Annotated in this window: 24 protein-coding genes and 1 pseudogene; 10 read left to right on the forward strand and 15 right to left on the reverse strand. The window is 61.8% G+C overall.

The window, feature by feature from the left end; all coding sequences use genetic code 11:
• Both JQ575_RS18650 and JQ575_RS18655 read right to left on the reverse strand, forming a co-directional pair.
• Window positions 1–386, reverse strand: a 386-nt coding sequence (locus JQ575_RS18650) for a GDP-mannose 4,6-dehydratase (RefSeq protein WP_212034677.1), incomplete at its 3' end; no start/stop codon positions are given.
• 307 nt (window positions 387–693) lie between these two features.
• Window positions 694–1,368, reverse strand: coding sequence for a Crp/Fnr family transcriptional regulator (locus JQ575_RS18655; protein WP_212034678.1), 675 nt, complete (start codon window positions 1,366–1,368; stop codon window positions 694–696).
• Between the two features lie 416 nt (window positions 1,369–1,784).
• Here JQ575_RS18655 and JQ575_RS18660 point away from each other — a divergent pair, with 416 nt between their 5' ends.
• From JQ575_RS18660 to rfbB, 8 genes are all read left to right on the forward strand, one after another.
• Window positions 1,785–2,600 (forward strand): ABC transporter ATP-binding protein, encoded by an 816-nt coding sequence (locus tag JQ575_RS18660; RefSeq protein ID WP_212034679.1) that lies wholly within the window; start codon window positions 1,785–1,787, stop codon window positions 2,598–2,600.
• Complete coding sequence (locus JQ575_RS18665) at window positions 2,597–4,528, forward strand: long-chain fatty acid--CoA ligase (RefSeq protein ID WP_212034680.1); 1,932 nt, start codon at window positions 2,597–2,599, stop codon at window positions 4,526–4,528. The genes JQ575_RS18660 and JQ575_RS18665 overlap by 4 nt, the downstream gene beginning before the upstream one ends.
• Window positions 4,525–5,418, forward strand: coding sequence for a branched-chain amino acid ABC transporter permease (locus JQ575_RS18670; RefSeq protein WP_211997460.1), 894 nt, complete (start codon window positions 4,525–4,527; stop codon window positions 5,416–5,418). The genes JQ575_RS18665 and JQ575_RS18670 overlap by 4 nt, the downstream gene beginning before the upstream one ends.
• A 6-nt stretch (window positions 5,419–5,424) precedes the next feature.
• Window positions 5,425–6,498 carry a branched-chain amino acid ABC transporter permease gene (locus tag JQ575_RS18675; RefSeq protein ID WP_212034681.1) on the forward strand — a complete coding sequence of 358 codons (1,074 nt, stop codon included), beginning with the start codon at window positions 5,425–5,427 and terminating at the stop codon, window positions 6,496–6,498.
• Window positions 6,499–6,551: 53 nt separating this feature from the next.
• Complete coding sequence (locus JQ575_RS18680; RefSeq protein ID WP_212034682.1) at window positions 6,552–7,832, forward strand: ABC transporter substrate-binding protein; 1,281 nt, start codon at window positions 6,552–6,554, stop codon at window positions 7,830–7,832.
• A 138-nt stretch (window positions 7,833–7,970) separates the two neighbouring features.
• A complete protein-coding gene (locus JQ575_RS18685; RefSeq protein ID WP_212034683.1) occupies window positions 7,971–8,804 on the forward strand; it encodes an ABC transporter ATP-binding protein in 834 nt (277 codons plus the stop codon).
• Between the two features lie 128 nt (window positions 8,805–8,932).
• A complete protein-coding gene (locus tag JQ575_RS18690) occupies window positions 8,933–10,156 on the forward strand; it encodes a phenylacetate--CoA ligase family protein (RefSeq protein ID WP_212034684.1) in 1,224 nt (407 codons plus the stop codon).
• A 236-nt stretch (window positions 10,157–10,392) separates the two neighbouring features.
• The gene (rfbB, locus tag JQ575_RS18695; protein WP_212034685.1) at window positions 10,393–11,505 is read left to right on the forward strand and encodes a dTDP-glucose 4,6-dehydratase; all 1,113 of its coding nucleotides are present in this window, start codon (window positions 10,393–10,395) and stop codon (window positions 11,503–11,505) included.
• Window positions 11,506–11,898: 393 nt separating this feature from the next.
• Here the strand turns inward: rfbB and JQ575_RS18700 are convergent, their stop codons facing one another.
• The 7 genes and pseudogenes from JQ575_RS18700 to JQ575_RS18730 all read right to left on the reverse strand — a co-directional run bounded on the left by JQ575_RS18700 (window position 11,899) and on the right by JQ575_RS18730 (window position 14,879).
• Window positions 11,899–12,174: an NDP-hexose 2,3-dehydratase family protein gene (locus JQ575_RS18700; RefSeq protein ID WP_312015969.1), complete on the reverse strand. Its 276-nt coding sequence runs from the start codon at window positions 12,172–12,174 to the stop codon at window positions 11,899–11,901.
• A gap of 208 nt (window positions 12,175–12,382) precedes the next feature.
• Complete coding sequence (locus tag JQ575_RS46450; protein WP_409364799.1) at window positions 12,383–12,634, reverse strand: DegT/DnrJ/EryC1/StrS family aminotransferase; 252 nt, start codon at window positions 12,632–12,634, stop codon at window positions 12,383–12,385.
• 95 nt (window positions 12,635–12,729) lie between these two features.
• Window positions 12,730–13,477 (reverse strand): annotated as a pseudogene (locus tag JQ575_RS46455) (DegT/DnrJ/EryC1/StrS family aminotransferase); the annotation flags it as partial.
• A 12-nt stretch (window positions 13,478–13,489) separates the two neighbouring features.
• Window positions 13,490–13,750 (reverse strand): hypothetical protein, encoded by a 261-nt coding sequence (locus JQ575_RS18715; RefSeq protein WP_212034689.1) that lies wholly within the window; start codon window positions 13,748–13,750, stop codon window positions 13,490–13,492.
• Entirely contained in the window at window positions 13,701–14,138 is a 438-nt protein-coding gene (locus JQ575_RS46460; RefSeq protein WP_409364800.1) for a hypothetical protein, read from the reverse strand. Before JQ575_RS46460 ends, JQ575_RS18715 begins: the two co-directional genes overlap by 50 nt.
• A gap of 19 nt (window positions 14,139–14,157) precedes the next feature.
• A complete protein-coding gene (locus JQ575_RS18725; protein ID WP_212034691.1) occupies window positions 14,158–14,427 on the reverse strand; it encodes a hypothetical protein in 270 nt (89 codons plus the stop codon).
• Window positions 14,428–14,459: 32 nt separating this feature from the next.
• Window positions 14,460–14,879, reverse strand: a complete 420-nt coding sequence (locus JQ575_RS18730; RefSeq protein ID WP_212034692.1) for a hypothetical protein — start codon at window positions 14,877–14,879, stop codon at window positions 14,460–14,462.
• 203 nt (window positions 14,880–15,082) lie between these two features.
• Here JQ575_RS18730 and rfbA point away from each other — a divergent pair, with 203 nt between their 5' ends.
• Window positions 15,083–15,961: a glucose-1-phosphate thymidylyltransferase RfbA gene (gene rfbA / locus JQ575_RS18735; protein ID WP_212034693.1), complete on the forward strand. Its 879-nt coding sequence runs from the start codon at window positions 15,083–15,085 to the stop codon at window positions 15,959–15,961.
• Window positions 15,962–15,965: 4 nt separating this feature from the next.
• Here the strand turns inward: rfbA and JQ575_RS18740 are convergent, their stop codons facing one another.
• From JQ575_RS18740 to JQ575_RS18750, 3 genes are all read right to left on the reverse strand, one after another.
• Complete coding sequence (locus JQ575_RS18740) at window positions 15,966–16,133, reverse strand: hypothetical protein (RefSeq protein WP_212034694.1); 168 nt, start codon at window positions 16,131–16,133, stop codon at window positions 15,966–15,968.
• 155 nt (window positions 16,134–16,288) lie between these two features.
• Window positions 16,289–17,011 carry a hypothetical protein gene (locus JQ575_RS18745; protein ID WP_212034695.1) on the reverse strand — a complete coding sequence of 241 codons (723 nt, stop codon included), beginning with the start codon at window positions 17,009–17,011 and terminating at the stop codon, window positions 16,289–16,291.
• 21 nt (window positions 17,012–17,032) lie between these two features.
• Window positions 17,033–17,371 (reverse strand): hypothetical protein, encoded by a 339-nt coding sequence (locus JQ575_RS18750; RefSeq protein WP_212034696.1) that lies wholly within the window; start codon window positions 17,369–17,371, stop codon window positions 17,033–17,035.
• 307 nt (window positions 17,372–17,678) lie between these two features.
• Here JQ575_RS18750 and JQ575_RS18755 point away from each other — a divergent pair, with 307 nt between their 5' ends.
• Window positions 17,679–18,872 (forward strand): CaiB/BaiF CoA-transferase family protein, encoded by a 1,194-nt coding sequence (locus JQ575_RS18755; protein ID WP_212034697.1) that lies wholly within the window; start codon window positions 17,679–17,681, stop codon window positions 18,870–18,872.
• Between the two features lie 75 nt (window positions 18,873–18,947).
• Here JQ575_RS18755 and JQ575_RS45730 read toward each other — a convergent pair whose 3' ends face one another.
• The 3 genes from JQ575_RS45730 to JQ575_RS18765 are packed head-to-tail and all read right to left on the reverse strand — an operon-like array spanning window position 18,948 to window position 19,632.
• Entirely contained in the window at window positions 18,948–19,076 is a 129-nt protein-coding gene (locus JQ575_RS45730; protein ID WP_283842628.1) for a hypothetical protein, read from the reverse strand.
• 45 nt (window positions 19,077–19,121) lie between these two features.
• A complete protein-coding gene (locus JQ575_RS18760; RefSeq protein ID WP_212034698.1) occupies window positions 19,122–19,280 on the reverse strand; it encodes a hypothetical protein in 159 nt (52 codons plus the stop codon).
• Between the two features lie 10 nt (window positions 19,281–19,290).
• Window positions 19,291–19,632: a hypothetical protein gene (locus tag JQ575_RS18765; protein WP_212034699.1), complete on the reverse strand. Its 342-nt coding sequence runs from the start codon at window positions 19,630–19,632 to the stop codon at window positions 19,291–19,293.
• Between the last annotated feature and the right edge of the window lie 105 nt (window positions 19,633–19,737).

Below are 19,737 nucleotides of genomic sequence, written 5' to 3' on the forward strand. Positions count from 1 at the left end.
TCCATGCCGAGGATCCGGATCGCCTCGAGCAGGCGCAGCACGCCGATGCCGTCGGCATTGGCGGTATATTCCGGGCTGTCGAAGCTGACGGCGACGTGACTTTGCGCGGCGAGGTTATAGATCTCGGTCGGCCTGATCTGCTGCATCAACCGGATCAAATTGGTGGAGTCGGTCATGTCCCCATAATGCATCAGGAACGGCACGTTGCCGGCGTGGGGGTCCTGATAGAGATGGTCGACCCGCGCCGTATTGAACGAGGACGAGCGGCGCTTGATGCCATGCACGGTGTAACCGAGACCAAGCAGGTACTCGGCCAGATAGGCACCGTCCTGGCCGGTGACGCCCGTAATCAGCGCAACGCGCTGCTTCGAATCTTGAGCCGACATATTCTCTCCAACACCCCGGCGCCGCCTCAAGGCAGCGCGAACGCCAGTAAGTTCCCCGGCCGCCGGACACACCAACCCTTCCGGGTACGTCCGCGGGGCCGGCAAAGCCCCTCGCAGCCCCATTCGCCCAGCCGAACCGGACGCGCAAGGGGCTTCAACCACGCGGCGCAGGCCATAGCATCCGGCCCCGGCGGAGTCTAATCCTAAAACCGTTTGGAATCAGACCTTTAGGCGCCCAGTGCGGGCTAGCCCACTGGTAAACCTATTCCAGTTAAAAACACGCGCCGCGGTGAACGGATTTGCGGCGTCACTCGCCATAGCGGCGTAACCGATCGAGGTCGATGATGGTCACCCCGCCATATTCGAGCCGGAGCAGGCCCTCCTTCTCCAGCCGCTTCAGGCACTGGTTGGCATTTTGCCGGGATATGCCCGACAGCGCCACGATTTCCTCCTGCGTGATCTCCAGATGCGGTGTGAGGTCGGGATACAGGATGGGATTGAACAAGGAGGCGATCGAACGTGCCAGGCGCGCGGTCGCGTCCAGCGTGCGGCCGTATTCGAGCAGCCCGATGAACTGGCCCAAACGCTCATTAAGTTGCCGGACCAGGAAACGATTGAACCCGACGCTGTTCTCGAACAGCCAGATGAAGGTCGTGCGGTTCATCATCGCCAGGCGGGTGTCGCGCAACGCCACCACGTCGTAGCGCCGCGGCTCATTCTTGAGCACGGAGCCTTCGCCAAACCAGGCGCCTGCCGTCAGGCCGGCGAAGCTGGCGGCCTTGCCACCGCGGGATACGATCCCCATCCGGGCGAGACCCGTGACAACGCCGGTCCAGTATTCGAAGGGGTCGCCGCGCATAAAGATGAATTCATTGGCGCGGTAGGATTTTTCGACGATGCCGGCGCGCGCGATCTCGATCTCGCGTTCGTTCAGCTCGCGTGACCAGGACGCGATGCGTTTCAGGGAATCCGGGGCAATCATGATCTCATCGACTCATCGCCTGCGACCTTTGCCTTCATCATATTGCGCCGCAACAACGACCCCAAGTCCTTACCAGGCTCCATGGGAGCGGAAACCTGCCGCATGACGACACGATCGAAAATTGCTGACCAATTGTCAGGCACATGACATTTCAACGCAACGCTTTCCACTATTGAGGACCACCTCGCATCAGCCGGCTGATGCCCCAACCGGGCGATCGGACAATGCGCGGGAGCGGTCGGGAATTGCGGGTGCGGCGTTACCGCGCATGTATTCCTGCCAACCGGCAGGTCGAACGCCTCGCGGCGCTCGGCATTAGTCGGATGGTCTCGCAATAGCCGCCGATGTAGGATCGCGAGAGCGATTGAGCGAAGAGATAAAGAGCGCTGCCTAAGCGCCGTATCTGGAGGGAATGAGTGGCTTACACGTTGGAAGTGCGCGGGGTATCACTGCGCTTTGGTGGCGTCCGCGCGCTGACCGAGGTCAGTTTCGGCGTCAACGATGGCGAATTGTTTTCGATCATCGGCCCGAATGGCGCCGGCAAGACCTCCATCGTCAATTGCATTTCGGGCCGCTACAAGCCGACCGAAGGCCAGTTGTTCTATCGCGGCAAGGACATCACCGGCCTCAATCCCAATGCGCGGCCCTCGCTCGGCATCGGCCGTACCTTCCAGAATCTGGCGCTGTTCCACCATATGAGCGTGCTCGACAACATCATGGTCGGTCGGCACCATTTGCTGACGAATAATTTCATCACGGGATCGCTGTACTGGCTGACCGGCGCGCGTCGCGAGGAACTCGAGCACCGCCGCAAGGTCGAGGAGATCATCGACTTCCTTGATCTGCAGTTGGTGCGCAAGGCGACCGCCGGCACCCTGCCCTACGGTTTGCGCAAGCGCGTCGAACTGGCGCGCGCCATGGCGCTTGAGCCGCAACTGATCCTGCTCGACGAGCCGATGGCCGGCATGAACTTCGAAGAGAAGGAAGACATGGCGCGCTACATCGTCGATCTCAACGAAGAGTTCGGCATGACCGTGATGATGATCGAACATGACATGGGCGTGGTGATGGATATCTCCCATCGCGTCATGGTGCTGGATTTCGGCCGCAAGATCGCCGAAGGCGACCCGGCCGCGGTGCTGGCCGACCCCCATGTCAAACGCGCTTATCTCGGCGAAGAGGACGAAGCCCTGGTCGATCCGGATGACGCTCCGGCGGAGAGCGCGGCATGATGGATTACGCCGGACGCGCCGCAAAGGCCGACACCTATCCGAAGCTGCTGCGCCTCAACGCGAAGGAGCACGGGGGCGAGATCGCGCTACGCGAAAAGGATCACGGGCTGTGGCGCGTCTTCACCTGGAACGACTACCAGACCCGGGTGCACGACTTCGCGCTGGGCATGACGGAACTCGGGCTCGGACGCGGCGACGTTATCGGCATCATCGGCGACAACCGGCCGGACTGGATGGCGGCCGAGATCGCCACGCACGCCATCGGCGGCATGAGCCTTGGCCTCTATCGCGACGTGCTGGATGAGGAAGCCGCCTATTTGTTGAGCTATGGCGAAGCCAAACTGGTGTTCGCCGAGGACGAAGAACAGGTCGACAAGCTGCTCGCACTAGCTGAGCGCGTGCCCAACCTCAAGCACATCATTTACTCCGACCCGCGCGGCATGCGGAAATACGACGACCCGCGCCTGATGGAAGCCGACAAATTAGTGGCGATGGGGCGCGACCGCGCCGCGCGCGAAAACGGCCTCTATGACCGCCTGGTCGACGCAACAAAGGGCGAGGATGTCGCCATCCTCTGCACCACGTCGGGCACCACGGCCAATCCCAAGCTCGCGATGCTGGCCGCCGGGCGGGTGCTCCGGCATTGCGCGACGTATCTCACCTTCGATCCGAAGGGACCGGACGACGAATACGTCTCGGTGCTGCCGCTGCCCTGGATCATGGAACAGGTCTACGCCCTCGGCAAAGGACTGCTCTGCCGGATGAAGGTCAACTTCGTCGAAGAGCCTGAGACCATGATGCACGATTTCCGCGAGATTGCGCCGACCTTCGTGCTGTTCGCGCCGCGGGTCTGGGAATCGATTGCGGCCGATGTGCGTGCCGGCGTGATGGACTCCTCGCCGCTCAAGCAAAAGCTCTATGACCTCGGCATGAAGGCGGGCCTGGCGGCGCTTGCCGAAGGCAAGCAATCCCTGCTCGCCGACCAGCTGCTGTTCCGCGCCTTGCGCGACCGCCTCGGTTTCACGCGGCTGCGCTCGGCCGCCACCGGCGGCGCGGCGCTCGGGCCGGATACGTTCAAATTCTTCCAGGCCATGGGCGTGCCGCTGCGCACGCTCTACGGCCAGACCGAACTGCTCGGGGCCTACACGCTGCATCCGGCCGGCAAGGTCGATCCGGATACCACGGGCGTGCCGATGGCATCCGACATCGAGATTCGCGTCGACAACCCCGACGTCAACGGCGTCGGCGAAATCGTGGTGCGTCACCCCAACATGTATCTCGGCTATTACAAAAATCCGGAAGCCTCCGCCGCCGACATGAAGGATGGCTGGATGCATTCCGGCGATGCCGGCTATTTCGACGACAATACGCAGCTCGTGGTCATCGACCGCATCAAGGATCTCGCCGAGACCTCCCGCGGCGAACGCTTCTCGCCGCAATATCTGGAGAACAAGCTGAAGTTCTCGCCCTACATCGCCGAGACCGTCGTGCTCGGCGCCGGCCGCGACGCGCTGGCCGCGATGATCTGCATCCGCTACTCGATCATCTCGAAATGGGCGGAGAAGAACCGCATCTCGTTCACGACCTACACCGATCTCTCCTCGCGCCCCGAAGTCTATGAACTGGTGCGCAAGGAGGTCGAATCCGTCAACGCCACGCTGCCGCCGGCGCAGCGCATCTCGCGCTTCCTGCTGCTCTACAAGGAACTCGACGCCGACGATGGCGAGCTTACCCGCACCCGAAAAGTTCGCCGCAGCGTCATCAACGAGAAGTATGCCGGGATCATCGACGCGATCTATGGCGGCAAGCGCGACATTCCGGTCGACACCGTGATCCGCTTCCAGGACGGCACCACCCAGCGCATCCGCACCACGCTGCGGGTCGTCGATCTCGGAAACAACGCACCGCTCGCAGAGGCCGCGGAATGAACACCCAGCTACTGATCCAGCTCCTGGTCAACGGCCTCGTGGTCGGCACGCTTTATGGCGTGGTCGCGATGTCGTTCGTGCTGATCTACAAGGCCACCCAGGTGGTGAATTTCGCGCAAGGCGAATTGCTGCTGATCGGCGCCTGGGTGTGCTGGTGGCTGCTGACGAAATACCAGGTACCGTTCTATCTGGGCATGCCGATCACGCTGGTGTTCATGTTCCTGTTCGGCATCGCCATCCAGGTGGTGATCCTGCGCCCGATGGTCGGCGAACCCATCATCTCGGTGATCATGGTGACGATTGCGCTCTCCACCGTGTTCTCCGCGCTGATGAAATGGATGTTCGGCGTCAATCTGCAGCCGTTTCCGCGCGTCTTCACGACCCAGAATGTCAACATCCTTGGACTGCAGGTTCAGACCGTCTATTTGATGAGCCTTGCGGTTTCGCTGGCGATGATGGTGGGTATGGCGTGGTTCTTCCGCCTGTCCAAGTACGGCCTCGCGATGCGCGCCACTGCGTTCAACCAGCAGGTGGCGCAATCGCTCGGCATCTCGGTCAAGAGCGTCTTCGCGATGGCCTGGGCGATCTCGGCGACGGTTTCGGCGGTGGCCGGCGTCGTGGTGGCGGTCGTCAACGGCGTCTCGGCAGGACTTTCGGCCTATGGCGTCAAGGTGTTTCCGGCCGCGATCCTCGGCGGCCTCGACAGCGTCGGCGGCGCCGTGCTCGGCGGCATCATCATCGGCCTATTGGAAAACTTCGCGCATTTCCTCGACAGCGAGTATCTGCACTGGGGCAATCTGTACGAAATCGCGCCGTTCTATGCGCTGATCATCATCCTGATGATCAAGCCCTATGGCCTGTTCGGCACCAAAGACATCGAGCGGGTGTAATCCATCATGGCAACCCAGACCCTGATCCCCGCCGGCGATTTCCGCACCACCTATGCGGCGGATACCACCGTGTTTCCGACCCGGACCAGCCGCAACGCGATGATCGTCGGCATCGTCCTGATCTGCTTTGCGCCGCATGTTCTCAATGAATACACCCTCAGCCTGCTGATCCAGATCGGCATCTTCGGCATCGCAGCCCTCGGCCTCAACATCGTGGTCGGCTTCACCGGCCAGATCTCGATCGGCCACGCCGCCTTCTTCGGGTTCGGCGCTTTCACGTCAGCCTATCTGTCGAACCGGTTCGGCATCCCCGTGTTCTTCTGTATTCCGCTCGCGGGCGTGGTTACGGCAGCGGTCGGCCTGATCTTCGGGCTGCCCGCGGCGCGCCTGAAGGGACTCTATCTCGCGATCGCAACGCTGGCCGCGCAATATATCCTGCTGGATTTCTTCGCACGCGCTGAATGGTTCACCGGCGGCAGCGTGCCTGCGAGCGCGGAGCCATTCTCGATCTTCGGCTACTCGCTGCGCGGCGATAAGAAATACTTCTACGTCGTGCTCGCTTACGTCGTCGTCTGCTATCTGCTGGTGACCAATTTGATCCGTTCGCGCGACGGCCGCGCGCTGGTCGCGGTGCGCGACCACTATCTGTCCGCCGAGATCATGGGCATCAATCTCACCAAATATCGCACCTTGTCGTTCGGCCTCGCCGCCTTCTTTGCGGGCGTCGGCGGAGCGCTCTATGCGCATTACAACCAGGTGGTCTCCAATGAAGGTTTCGGCATCGACCGCTCGATCATTTTTCTTGCAATGATCATTATCGGCGGCATCGGCTCGGTCATGGGCACGCTGATGGGCACGGCCTTCATGGTACTGCTGCCGGAATCGATGGAATGGCTCAGCGTCGCGCTGCGCGACAGCCCGATTGATCAGTTCCTGGGACTGAAGAACAACATCGCTTTCCTGCGCGAGATGGCCATCGGCATCATCATCATCGTCTTTCTGGTCTTTGAACCGGACGGACTCGCGCACCGCTGGCGACGCATCAAGGCTTACTGGAAACTCTACCCGTTCTCACATTGAGGAAGGAACGGGACCGACGACAAAGACCTCAACAAAAGACCGGAGGAAATATAATGACGATGAAGATTTTATTGGGCACTGCCTCGCTTGCGCTCCTGCTCGGCGCGACTTCAGCCAGCGCGCAAGCCCCGATCTCGCTGGGTCATCTTGCCGATTATTCGGGCGCCACGTCCGACGTTGGAACGCCGTTCGGACAGGGCGTCGCCGACACCTATGCCTGGATCAACAAGAACGGCGGCATCAACGGCACCCAGGTCAAGGTCGATACCGTCGACTACGGCTATCAGGTGCCGCGCGCGATCGCCCAGTACAAGAAATGGTCGGGCGCCGACAAGGTTGCGGCCATTCTCGGATGGGGCACCGCCGACACCGAAGCCCTCACCGGCTTCCTGGCCGAAGACAAGATCCCCGACATCTCGGCGTCCTACGCCGCAGCCCTTTCGGACCCGACCGGTGCCGGCGGCAAGGCCAAGCCCGCACCCTACAATTTCTTCTATGGCCCGAGCTATTCGGACGCCGTTCGCGGCATGCTGACCTGGGCGGCCGAGGACTGGAAGGCCAAGGGCAAGCCGGGCAAGCCGAAATTCGTCCATATGGGCGCCAACCACCCGTATCCGAACGCGCCAAAGGCCGCGGGTGAAGCTATCGCGGCCGAACTCGGCTTCGAGCTGCTGCCGCCGATCGTGTTCGCGCTGACGCCGGGTGACTACAGCGCGCAGTGCCTGACCCTGAAGAGCTCCGGCGCCAACTACGCTTATCTCGGCAACACCGCTGGCTCGAACATCTCGGTCCTGAACGCCTGCAAGGCTGCCGGCGTCGACGTCCAGTTCCTCGGCAACGTCTGGGGCATGGACGAGAATGCCGCCAAGGCCGCCGGCGCCGCCGCCGACGGCGTGGTGTTTCCGCTGCGCACCGCCGTGGCCTGGGGCGGCAACGCTCCCGGCATGAAGACCGTGATGGACATCTCCAAGATGTCCGATGCGGGCGGAACCGCCTACCGTCCGGTCCACTACATCGCCGGCGTCTGCACCGCGCTCTACATGAAGGAAGCCGTCGAATGGGCTGCCAAGAACGGCGGCGCCACCGGCGAGAACGTCAAGAAGGGCTTCTACCAGAAGAAGGATTGGGTGCCGGCCGGCATGGACGGCGTCTGCAATCCGTCAACCTGGACCGACAAGGACCACCGCGGCACGCTCAAGGTCGATCTCTACCGGATGAAGGTCGCCGGTGCGACCGATGCGCCGCTGAACGATCTCGTCAAGAACGGCGCGATCAAGCTCGACAAGGTGAAGGTCATCGACCTGCCGCGCAAGGCCGAATGGCTGGGCTGGTAATCCCGTAGGCAACACTCAGCTGTCATCCCGGCGAAAGCGGGGGTCCAGTACGCCGCAGCGTCTCGATTAATCGCAGATGCCTCTGGAATACTGGATCACCCGCTTTCGCGGGTGATGACAGCGGAAGGTGATCAGGACATGACTGAAACCGTCGAAACAACGCGCAGCATCCCCGCCGCCACCGCGCCGCTGCTCGACGTGCGCAACATCGAGGTGGTGTACGACAACGTCATCCTGGTGCTGCGCGGATTGAGCCTCGAAGTGCCAAAGGGCGCGATCGTGGCGCTGCTCGGCGCCAATGGCGCCGGCAAATCGACGACGCTCAAAGCGATCTCCGGCCTGCTCAAGACCGAGGACGGCGAGGTCACCCGCGGCGAGATCGTGTTCGACGGCGAGCGCATCAACGGCATCGATCCTGACAAGATCGTCCGCCGCGGCATCTTCCAGGTGATGGAGGGCCGCCGCATCATTTCAGACATGACGTCGGTGGAAAACCTCAAGCTCGGCGCCTTTACCCGCACCGACAACGAGGTCGGCGCCGACATCGACATGGTCTTTCGTTATTTCCCGCGCCTCAAGGAGCGCACGGGGCTCGCCGGATACCTCTCCGGCGGCGAACAGCAGATGCTGGCGATCGGCCGCGCGCTGATGGCGCGCCCGAAGATGATCCTGATGGACGAGCCCTCGATGGGGCTGTCGCCGCTGCTGGTCAAGGAAGTGTTCGGGATCATCAAGGAGATCAACCGCGACCTCGGCGTCACCATCCTGCTGGTGGAGCAGAACGCACGGGCGGCGCTCTCGGTCGCGAGCCATGGCTACATCATGGAACAGGGCAAGGTGGTGCTCGACGGCTCCGCCGACGAGTTGCGCGACAATGAGGATGTGAAGGAGTTTTACCTCGGCGGCGCCGGCGACCAGCGCAAGAGCTTCAAGAACCTGAAGAGCTTCAAGAGACGGAAGCGGTGGCTGTAACAGCCGCCATTCCGGGATGCGCCTCTTGGCGCAGGCCTCGGCTGCGCACTTGCGCATCGGGGAATCCATACTCACGATCGTAGTTATGGATTCCGCGCGCCTCGGAATGACGAAAGAAAGACTGACTCATGACCGACCATTACGACGCCGTTGAAACGCGTGATCCGATCCAGCGCGAGGCCGAATTGCTCTCGCGGCTGCCGGACGTGCTGCGCCGGGCAATGGCGGCGCCTGCTTATGCCGAACGCCTGAAGGGCATCGATCCGGCTTCCGTGACCGACCGGGCCGCACTGGCGCGCCTGCCGGTGCTGCGCAAGTCCGAGCTCCCTGCCCTGCACAAGGCCGCACCCCCCTTCGGTGGGCTCGTGGCGGGCCTCCCGGGGTCGTTTGGACGGTTGTTCACCTCTCCGGGGCCGATCTTCGAGCCTGAGGCTGTTCATGCCGACCCCTGGCGCGGCGCGCGGGCGCTGTTTGCGGCCGGCTTCCGGCCCGGCGACGTCGTGCTCAACACCTTCAGCTACCATCTGACGCCCGGCGGCTTCATTTTCGACGCCTCGGCGCGGGCGCTCGGCTGTGCCGTCATCCCGGCCGGCCCCGGCAACACCGAAGCGCAGTTCGAGCTGATCGAGGCCTATCGGCCGGTCGGCTACAGCGGCACACCGGACTTCCTCAAAATCCTGCTCGATGCCGCCGCAAGCGCCGGGCGCGACGTCTCTTCGATCAAGCGCGCGCTGGTTTCCGGCGCGGCCTTTCCGAAATCACTGCAGGACGAGGTCAAGGCGCGCGGCGTCGATGCCTACCAGGCGTTCGGCACCGCCGACCTCGGCCTGATCGCCTTCGAGACCGCGGCCCATGACGGCATGGTCGTGAACGAGGACCTGATCTTCGAAATCGTGCAGCCCGGCACCGGCGATCCCGTCGCCCCCGGTGACGTCGGCGAGATCGTCGTCACCTCGCTCGATCTGCACCACCCCTGGATCCGGCTCGCGCTGGGCGATCTCACGGCAGTGCTGCCGGGGACAAGCGACTGCGGGCGCACCAACATGCGTATCAAGGGCTGGATGGGCCGCGCCGACCAAACCACCAAGGTCAAGGGCATGTTCGTGCGGCCGGAGCAGATCGCCGACATCGGCAAGCGCCATCCTGACCTCGGGCGGCTGCGCCTTGTCGTGACGCGATCGGGCGAGAGCGATCTGATGACGCTGAAGGCGGAGACCACGTCTCCCAGCGAGACCGTTCAGGCCGAACTCGCCACAACACTTCGCGCGGTGACCAAGCTCGGCGGCAATGTCGAACTGGTCGGCGCCGGCTCGCTGCCAAACGACGGCAGGGTGATCGCAGACGAACGCTAAGCCTGCCTGATAGCTGCATAATTCGGTGTTTTAGCGCGGTATTGACGGTCCGAATCCGAACGACTATCACTCGCGCGACCGCAATCGCGGTGAATTCGGGGGAAATTCCCCTATTGTTTCAATAAGTTCTCGTGCTGTTCGCCAGCGGATGCCAAGCGAATATCGCCTGCTACGATGGCAAACTCTGACGCGCTGCCGAGGAACCATCTTTTGGCGTCATCAACCCGGAGCCTGCGATGCAGAGCGTTCTGATCACCGGCGGCGCGGGTTTCATCGGCCAGAACCTCGTCCATGCGTGGCGTGCGGCGCGTCCGGATGACCGCCTGGTTGTCGTCGATGCCATGACCTATGCGGCCAACGTCCGCAGCCTCGAACCGCTGATGAAGGAAGGCAGCATCGTCTTCGTCAGGGGCGACATCAAGGACGCCGCCCTGATACGGCGGCTGTTCGACAAGCATCAATTCACCCGCGTCGCCCACCTCGCCGCGGAATCCCACGTCGACCGCTCCATCGTCGATCCCGAGGCCTTCCTGCAAACCAACGTGCTCGGCACCTTCACGCTGCTCAAGGCGGCGCTGGATGCGTGGCGTGCGTCAGGCACGATCGATCGCGCGCGCTTCCTTCATGTGTCGACCGACGAGGTCTACGGGTCGCTTGGACCCAGTGACACCGCCTTTCTGGAATCCTCACCGTATCGTCCCAATTCGCCTTACGCCGCGAGCAAGGCCGCAAGCGATCATCTGGTGCGCAGCTTCGTGGCGACCTACGCGATGCCGGCGCTGATCACCAATTGCTCCAACAATTACGGCCCCTATCAGCACCCGGAAAAACTGATTCCGCTGATGATCATCCACGCGCTGGAGGGAAAGCCGCTACCGGTCTATGGCGACGGCTCCAACGTCCGGGACTGGCTGCACGTATCCGACCATTGCGATGCGCTGATGAGCGTGATCGAACGCGGTCGCGTTGGCGAAACCTACAATGTTGGCGGCGGCAACGAACGCAACAATCGCGACGTGGTCGGCCTGATCTGCGACACGCTGAATTCTGCCTTCGCGGCCGACCAGAACCTTGCCTCGCGCTTTCCATCCTGTCCGGCGGCCTTAGCGAAGAGCTGCCGCTCGCTCATCGCTTTCGTGACCGACCGGCCCGGCCATGATCACCGCTATGCGATCGATGCCACAAAACTCGCGACCGAACTCGGCAGCCGATGCAGCGTCGGGTTCGAAGCCGGCCTCCGCCAGACCATACACTGGTATCTTGACCAGGAAGCCTGGTGGCGCGACGTGACCAGCGGCGCCTACCAGGCGTGGATCGACAAGAATTACGGCTTCCGGATCGCAGTCTGAAATCATGCGCATCCTCGTGCTTAACGCGGCTTATCCGCGCTTCCTGGCTTGGCTCTATCGCCGCCAGTCCGGGCTCGAGAATGCTTCCTATGGCAGCGATCCGCGGGGCCGCGCGCGTCGCGTCGCGCGATTGCGTTTTTATACCGTGCCGGTTTTGCGGATCATCCAACGACGTACTTGCGAAAATACGCCTACGGCGCGCCGGTCGTCGAAGTCGTGTTCGGCAAGCAGGAGCTGATGTCGTTATGTCGTTATGCCGTGACGCGGGACTGCGGCTCAAACGCGAATGGCCGTGCATCCCATACGACGTGTACGGCGTCACTGGGCATCATTCAGCGACCGAGACTTACCTTTTCTCGGTGACGAGACCCGGGCGGTCCTGACCGCCGTCCGCTACAGCGGCAACAGGATGGTCTTGACGAACGGGCTGAGCAGATTGTCCATCAAGGCAAGCTCCTTGATCTGGCTGAGGCTTGCCCAGCGAAACAACGACAGGTCGGTTTCGATCACGCGCTCGTCGTCGAGGAATGCGACGATGTTTTCATTGGATTTCTGCCAGAACCGGCCGCCCTCTTCATTATGCTCCGCCCGATAAACGATCCGGACGCCGGCCTCCGCGATGAGGACTTCGACCATTGGCGGCCGTTTGCCGGCGTGGGCGCGCTTGATATTCGACCACTAGTCGGACAGAATTGCAGGATGCCGATGTTGCCCGGCTCCGCCTTGGCCTGCAGCAGGCCGATCAGGTCCGCCTTGAACTGGATCGAATTGCGCCGGTCCTCACGCCACGCCAGGATCGGCGCCGGGTCCGTCGGTTCGATGTTCCGAGAGGCCACCAGCCGTTCGCGAAACCAGTCAAGGTGCGCGCGCTCGGCCATCAGATCACATCCCTCAGTGCGTCGATCACCGTGTCAACCTCCTCGTCCTTCAGATGTGGGTACATCGGCAACGAGAAAATTCGTTTCGCCTTGCGTTCCGCGACCGGGAACTGGCCTTCGTGATATCCGAGATGGGCGCAGCCGCGCATGATATGGATCGGCCAGGGGTACGAAACGTTGCAGTTGATGTCGCGCTTGGCCAGTCGCTGCAGCACGCCGTCGCGGTCGGTCGGATGCTCGACCACGTACACGTAATAGGTATGGCGGCTGGGTTCTCGCGTGGCAGAGTCAGGCCGCTGCCGGCAAGTCCCTGGTCGTAACGTGCTGCGATCGCGCGGCGGCGTTCGATCCAGCCGTCGACCCGCGGCAGCTTGAGCGACAGGATCGCCGCCTGCACTTCATCGAGACGGGAGTTGTAACCGTGGCGTTCGGAATAATACTGGGATTCCATGCCGAAGAAGCGCAGGCTGCGGGCAAGACGGATCACCGCCTCGTCGTTGCTCATTACCATGCCGCCGTCGCCATAGGCCCCAAGCACCTTGGTCGGGTAAAACGAAAAGGATGCGGCGTGGCCGACGCTGCCCGCCTGATGGTTCTTGTAGAGCGCGCCCTGCGACTGCGCGCAATCCTCCATCACTTTCAGCCCGTGCCGCTGCGCAACCGCCATCAGTGGATCGAGATCGACGCACTGGCCGTACAGGGGAACCGGAATGATGGCTGTGGTGCGCGGCGTGATCGCGGCCTCGACCTGTTCCACATCCATCAGAAAATCGCTGTCGCGGACGTCAACGAACACCGGCGCCAAGCGTACGGATCGCGGAAACGGTCGGCACCGCGGTATTGGGCACCGTGATGACCTCATCGCCTGCCCTTACGCCCAAGGCCGCGAGCGCGATGTAAATGGCGTCGGTCCCACTGTTGACGCCAACCCCGTCGGCCACGCCCAGATAGGCCGCCATCTCCCGCTCGAATTTGACGCCCGGCCTAGAACAAGGGCGACCGGATTGGAACACGCGATCCACCGTGGCGAGGATCTCGTCGCTCAATTCGTCATATTCCCGAAGATAGTCCCAGACAGTGATTGGTTTTCTCACGTCATTATCGTTTCAGTTGCGCTCCGCGAGCGCTTGCGCGATTTGGGCCCGACATTCGGCGTCGGCAGCCAGATCGTGGTGCAGACGCTCATGGTCGCCGCTTGTAATCGCCGAAGCAACCGCTTCCAGGAAGCGCGCGAACGTATCTGCGACGTCAAACGTTACAACGCTCTCGACATTGCGGACACGTCGGCGCCATTCCATTCGAAATTCGGCTGGAGGACTAAAGACGCGTTCTATCATCACGGAGCCCGAACGCGCCACCACAAGCATGCGGTTCTGGTATTCGCCCTCGAAGCTGAAATGGCCGAAAGATCGCCCCATTCGCCAGCCGTGCCTGCACCGTGAAACCCATGTCGACGCCGGTCTCGGGGTGTCTGCCGCCGGTCAGCGCCCTCACCTGCGACGCCGGATCGCCGCCGAGCATCCGCATGACGCCGGCGGCATAAGGGCCCATGTCCAACAGGCAGCCGCCGCCGAGCTCGCGGTGATTACGAAAATTGGCGATCGGCAGCGGTGGGATGGTGAACTGCACATCGACGTGGCTGAGCGGGCCATTCTGGCCAAGAAAATCCGTCAACGCCTCGAACTGGGATGATAACCGAATACGGTCGCCTCGGCGAGCAAACGACCGATGCGACGCGCTTCCTTCACGGCGCATTGACTGCCCTCCGGCGTCATCATCGCCGGCTTGTCGACGATGACGTGCATGCCGGTGCTGACATCACCCAGTGTTCATGCATCGCGTTCGGCAGCGAAAGGTAGACGGCATCGGGATCGCTTTTCCGCAGCGCCGTTTCATAATCGCTAAAGAAGCCTCCGGCCTTCGGCCAGTTTTTCGGCTGGGGACGACTCTTGCTGGCAATCGAAATTTCATCGATCGCCGCGACATTCGCCGCGGCGGGAATGACGCGCCGCTCCGTGATCGAGGAATAGCCGAGGATCAGCAACCGCATTCTGGCTCTCGCTGGGGCAACAGGACTTAACGAACCGAGCCGCCCGGCGCCACAATGACGCGGCCGGTGACGATATCGATACCGTGAAAAGCCATAACTCTCACCCTTCGAAACACGTTGAACATATGGTCTCGGCGACTGCCGACCGAGAGACTGCGAATGGCTTTGATTTGATCATCTTCGAGATACGGCTTGACCTCGAGCCGCACCGGACGGAGGTCCGGCAGATCGAGCGCGGTGAGGATGCGGTGGCAGGCTTCGCTCATGCAAAGCACCCAAAGCCTCGCGCCGGGTTCATGCTGCTGCAGCGAATGATATAGGGCCAGCCCGCGCGACAGGTAATTGTGATCGAAGTAGGTGCAGTAGACGCTCTCCGCCATGATGCCGGTGTCAGTCATGCCTGAGGTAAAGCGCTGGCGCGCTTGCACGATTTCGATGCCAGGCACCGTGGGTGCCATTGCTATAGCAGTGGCTGTGAACGCGCAACGCACCCCTCTCGTAAGATGTTGATATAATTAGGTATATTTCATTACATCATCCCTAGCCGATGGCGACCGGGAATGAAAGCGTTTTGAGATGTGGAACGGCGCGTGGTAACGAGGCGACGCCGATTTAAGCCCCAACACAGCGAACACGAAGAGCACGGCGCATGAACCGCAAAGGGATCGTTTTGGCCGGAGGCCGCGGAACGCGGCTCTATCCGCTGACGCTCGCCATCTCCAAGCAATTGCTGCCGATCTACGACAAGCCGTTGATCTATTACTCGCTGACCACGCTGATGCTGGCCGGGATCCGCGAACTCCTGATTATCACGACACCGGAAGAGATCGATCAGTTCAAGCGCCTACTCGGCGACGGCAGGCAGTGGGGGATCGAGCTATCCTATGCGATCCAGGACCATCCCGGCGGGATTGCGGAAGCGTTCCTGATCGGCCGGGAGTTTCTTGCCGGCCAACCGTCGGCGCTGATCCTCGGCGACAACATTTTTTATGGCGATAATTTGCGCGCCCTGTTGCGCAATTCGGCGCAGCAGACCCGCGGCGCGACCGTATTCGCCTGCTGGGTCGACGATCCCGAGCGCTACGGCGTGGTCGAGTTCGACGCCGCCCATCGCCCCTTGCGGATCGTCGAGAAGCCGAAAGCGCCGAAGTCGAACTACGCCGTCACCGGCCTCTATTTTTACGACGAGCGCGTGGTCGACGTGGTGCGCGAAATGAAACCGTCGGCGCGGGGCGAGCTCGAGATCACCGATCTGAACCAATGGTTCCTCGAACGCGGCGAGCTTCATGTCGAGCGGTTCGGCCGCGGTTATGCGTGGCTCGACGCCGGCACCCATGAATCGCTGTTGGAAGCCTCGCAATTCATCCACATCGTCGAGAAGCGCCAGGGCCTGAAAATCGCCTGCCCGGAAGAAGTCGCGTTCGCCCAGGGCTTCATCGACGCCGAGCAGCTGTTGCGGCTGGCCGAACCGATGAAAGCCACCGGTTACGGACAATATCTCATTCGCCAGGCCGGTCTGCTCTCGTAATGGCCTAGCGCGGGATAGCCGCGATCAGCCGCGCGCGAAAACTTCCGCTCAGCATCGGGCTCGCGGCCAGAGCGACCATCATCACCCAGAGCGTGCACTCGCCGGCAAATCGTAGCAGCCACGACTGGACCATAATTCCCATGGACCAGCTGGCCGACGTCACGAGAACCATGATCGCTGCCAGAAAAGCAAGGTGGCGAAACGGCCTTTTGAAGCGTTTCCCTGATAATGATGATGCTCAGAAGCCCGATCTGAATCAGCAGGTTGCTCGCGACGACCGCACCGCACCGAGCGATCCCATCGTCGGAATGAGCAGAACCGAGAGAATCAGGAAAACGGACAGCTATAGGCCCTTCGTCCGCACCAGAAGAGCGACGGCGCGTAGGGAACCGTGCCGTGGGTCCACAGCGCAAAAAAGTCCGGCCAGAACGGCAATAGCCCGGATACGACGACGCTCGCCTGCAATGTCACGAACACCGACCCGCCTGCGTAAAGGCTACACAACTGCTCCTTCAAGCCGATTGCATAATCTTGGCCAAGCTCGGCGGCCAGGGGAAGCGCGGTCTGAACGCAAAGCATCCGCAGCAGCCCGGCGACAATGCGGGTCAGGCCCCATTGAGCCACGGCCATGCAATCGGACACCAGTGCGCTGACCAGCAACACAGGCAGATTGATCAGCGCCAACTCTGTCGCCCCGGCAACCGCAAAGGGAGCGGCCTTGCGAAACAGGCCGAACATCCAGCTCCACGAATGGCGCGCGCGCCGCGCAAGAACGGAAACTGGCAAGGCGCATCGATGACCAGAAAATAGAGAGCAGTGAGCACTTGTTGCAGCAAATTGACCGAGTTGCGCCAGCTGCGCACCCCAATTCTGCAGCCGCACCGCCTGACCGTAGAGCCCGCGCGCGCGATACGCCCGACGCCAACCCGGACGGGAGCTCAACAACATACCGACCGTCATCACCATAAAGGCTGCGTCAAAGTCCGGTATGGCTTGAAATCCAAGTACAGCAGCAGGGGAAATAAATTGCGTGCCGACCAGCAGCAGCATCGTGAGCGACCCTGCAACCCCCTAATAGATTCGCGGCATCGCCGCGTAGAAGCGCGCCGTTCGACCGTCGCAATCAGTCTTCGACTTGAAGCCGAGAAAGCGGTTGATCACACGAAACTGCAGACCGCCGTCAGCGATCAGAACGAGATTGTCGACGGAATAAATTGCGAGCCACGCGGCCAGCACACTGCCGGACCAAAAGTGCAGGAATACAGGTACCAAAGCGACCTGTAGGGTAACCCCCAAAATGATCTGGAATAGATTTGCACCACCCAGCAAATAGTCTCGGCGCGCGGCTCGGGCCGAAGCGTTCGACGAGCTCTCGCCTGTGCGGGAAGAATTCACTGGCGCTTCGATCAAGGCCCGAACCTCTATGGCAATTCTTGCGGGCTACCAGCCATTCGGAAAGATGTCGATAGTTGACCGGAGTACACGCGGCAGGGTGTGAGCCATCTGCGAAGCCTCGGCCGCGTAGCGCTGGGAGCGGCGCTGCCGCAGATTTGGAGAACCCACCAGCGGCGTTTCCATAGTTCAGGTAGGTAATGCACGCGTCCACATCTATAATCACGCCTGCCATGTTGTACGACAATAGTCACCTTTCTAATCCAGGATACACTCCTTACTCGTTACCCGCGTTAACCAATTCTTGCTTTCGGAGTTTCGTCAAATGCCCTCCCCCCGTGCCTCGCAGGCCCTTTCCCGTTTCACCGTCCTCGACCTGACCCGTGTCCGTTCGGGGCCGACCTGCGTGCGGCAGCTCGCCGACTGGGGCGCCAATGTCATCAAGATCGACGCGCTGCTGGAGGACGCGGCCGGCGAGCAGCCGGGTGGCCCGCGCCAAGGCTCGGACTTTCAGAATTTGCACCGCAACAAGCGGGCGATGACCCTCAACCTGAAGGATCCGAAGGGCCTCGAGGTGTTCAAGCGCCTTGCCGAGAAGGCGGACGTCGTGGTCGAGAATTTCCGGCCCGACGTCAAGGCCAAGCTCGGCATCGATTACGAGAGCCTGCGCAAGATCAACCCGCGCATCGTCTACGGCAGCATCTCCGGGTTCGGGCAGGATGGCCCCTATCACAAGCGGCCCGGCTTCGATCAGATCGCCCAGGGCATGGGCGGGCTTATGTCGGTTACCGGCGCCCCCGGCGAAGGCCCGATGCGGGTCGGCATTCCCGTGGCCGACCTCACTGCCGGGCTGTTCTGCGCCCTTGGCATCCTCACGGCGCTGCTCGAACGCGATGTCTCTGGCGAAGGCCAGTGGGTGCAGACCTCGCTGCTACAGGCCCAGATATTCATGCTGGATTTCCAGGCCGCACGCTGGCTGATGGAAAAGGACGTGGCCAAACAGGCCGGCAACAACCATCCGACGAGCATTCCAACCGGCGTCTTCAAGACGTCCGACGGCTATATCAATATCGCCACCACCGGCGGTCGGATCTGGGAACGCTGCGCGCAGGCGATCGGCGCGCCTGAACTCCTTACCAATCCCGACTACGCCACCTCGCCGGCCCGCTCGAAGAACCGCGACGCGCTCAATGCCGCCATTGAGAAGCTTACTGAGAAGAAATCCACCGAGACCTGGGTCAGCGAGCTCAACGCCGCCGGCGTGCCCTGTGGCCCAATCTACTCGATTGATCAGATGTTCGATGACGACCAGGTCAAGCATCTCGGCATCGCGCAACACGTGCCCAACGACGAAAACAGGCACATCCAGCTGGTCGGCCAGCCGATAACGTTGTCGCGGACGCCAAGCAGCATGGCGGCACGTCCGCCGGAGTTCGGTGAACAGACCGAAGAAGTGCTTGCCGAATTCGGTTTCGGCAAGGAAGAGATCGCCGATCTCAGGCAACGCAAGGTGGTCTGAGCGGCATCAGAACGCCTGGAACTCACGACACGAAAAAGCCCCGGAAAACCGGGGCTTTTCCTATCGTTCTGTCGCTCAGTACTTGGCGACGACGGGAGCGGCCGTGAACTGGTAGTTGATGCCGACGCGGGCAACATGGTCATGGAACTTGACGACGGTCTGATTGGCCGTACCGCCGAAGTAAGTCGTCGAGCCGAAGTCCATATAGAGATATTCGAGCTTCGCCGACCCAATTCCTGGCGAATTTCTTCACCACACGCGTCTCACTTCCGACACCGTGGTTCCGGTGACCGTGAACGGTGCGCCGATGGCGACGTTGCTGTTGCCGTCGAACAGCTGGAAGACTCCGGAAGGCGTCGTCGCCACCTTGACTTCACCAACCGCCAGACCGCCTGTCGCGTACAGCAACAAACTCGGGTCAACGAGGACGCCGCCACGGGCCCTGAACGTTGCAAACCAAGGGAGGCTTGAACAAGATCGCACCTATGTTGCCGACTCTGATCGATCCGAGTTGATCACGCGATTGTCCGCGTTCCCCCGTGCCCTGGATGTCAGCTTCAAGTCCGATCACCCAAGTCCGGTCCAACTGACAGTTATAACCGATCTGGGCGCCACCGAGACCGCCATCGACATTGTGACCAAACGTGGTGATCGCAAACGTTGCACCCGGATCGACCGAGTGACGAGCCCTGCCCCAGCTATAGCCGCCGTTGAGACCGACATAGAAGCCAGTCCAGTTGTAGCCGGGATCGACGATCACGGGAGCCTCGGTGTATGGCCGCGGGGCCAAGTCGGCAGCGAATGCGCTGGTCGTGAGCAGCGAAACGTTACCCGCCAGCAACAAGCGGACATAATCGAGTTCCAT

The organism is Bradyrhizobium sp. JYMT SZCCT0428 (assembly GCF_018131075.1).
In the GTDB taxonomy this organism is placed as follows: domain Bacteria; phylum Pseudomonadota; class Alphaproteobacteria; order Rhizobiales; family Xanthobacteraceae; genus Bradyrhizobium.

What these genes read in the sequence shown, in the direction of transcription:
- JQ575_RS18655 (WP_212034678.1), bottom strand. Translation starts at nt 1,368, where the DNA reads ATGATTGCCCCGGATTCCCTGAAACGCATCGCGTCCTGGTCACGCGAG.
- JQ575_RS18665 (WP_212034680.1), top strand. Translation starts at nt 2,597, where the DNA reads ATGATGGATTACGCCGGACGCGCCGCAAAGGCCGACACCTATCCGAAG.
- JQ575_RS18670 (WP_211997460.1), top strand. Translation starts at nt 4,525, where the DNA reads ATGAACACCCAGCTACTGATCCAGCTCCTGGTCAACGGCCTCGTGGTC.
- JQ575_RS18675 (WP_212034681.1), top strand. Translation starts at nt 5,425, where the DNA reads ATGGCAACCCAGACCCTGATCCCCGCCGGCGATTTCCGCACCACCTAT.
- JQ575_RS18680 (WP_212034682.1), top strand. Translation starts at nt 6,552, where the DNA reads ATGACGATGAAGATTTTATTGGGCACTGCCTCGCTTGCGCTCCTGCTC.
- JQ575_RS18685 (WP_212034683.1), top strand. Translation starts at nt 7,971, where the DNA reads ATGACTGAAACCGTCGAAACAACGCGCAGCATCCCCGCCGCCACCGCG.
- JQ575_RS18690 (WP_212034684.1), top strand. Translation starts at nt 8,933, where the DNA reads ATGACCGACCATTACGACGCCGTTGAAACGCGTGATCCGATCCAGCGC.
- rfbB (WP_212034685.1), top strand. Translation starts at nt 10,393, where the DNA reads ATGCAGAGCGTTCTGATCACCGGCGGCGCGGGTTTCATCGGCCAGAAC.
- JQ575_RS18715 (WP_212034689.1), bottom strand. Translation starts at nt 13,750, where the DNA reads ATGCTTGTGGTGGCGCGTTCGGGCTCCGTGATGATAGAACGCGTCTTT.
- JQ575_RS46460 (WP_409364800.1), bottom strand. Translation starts at nt 14,138, where the DNA reads ATGCGCCGTGAAGGAAGCGCGTCGCATCGGTCGTTTGCTCGCCGAGGC.
- rfbA (WP_212034693.1), top strand. Translation starts at nt 15,083, where the DNA reads ATGAACCGCAAAGGGATCGTTTTGGCCGGAGGCCGCGGAACGCGGCTC.
- JQ575_RS18740 (WP_212034694.1), bottom strand. Translation starts at nt 16,133, where the DNA reads ATGGTTCTCGTGACGTCGGCCAGCTGGTCCATGGGAATTATGGTCCAG.
- JQ575_RS18745 (WP_212034695.1), bottom strand. Translation starts at nt 17,011, where the DNA reads ATGCTGCTGCTGGTCGGCACGCAATTTATTTCCCCTGCTGCTGTACTT.
- JQ575_RS18755 (WP_212034697.1), top strand. Translation starts at nt 17,679, where the DNA reads ATGCCCTCCCCCCGTGCCTCGCAGGCCCTTTCCCGTTTCACCGTCCTC.
- JQ575_RS45730 (WP_283842628.1), bottom strand. Translation starts at nt 19,076, where the DNA reads ATGGACTTCGGCTCGACGACTTACTTCGGCGGTACGGCCAATCAGACC.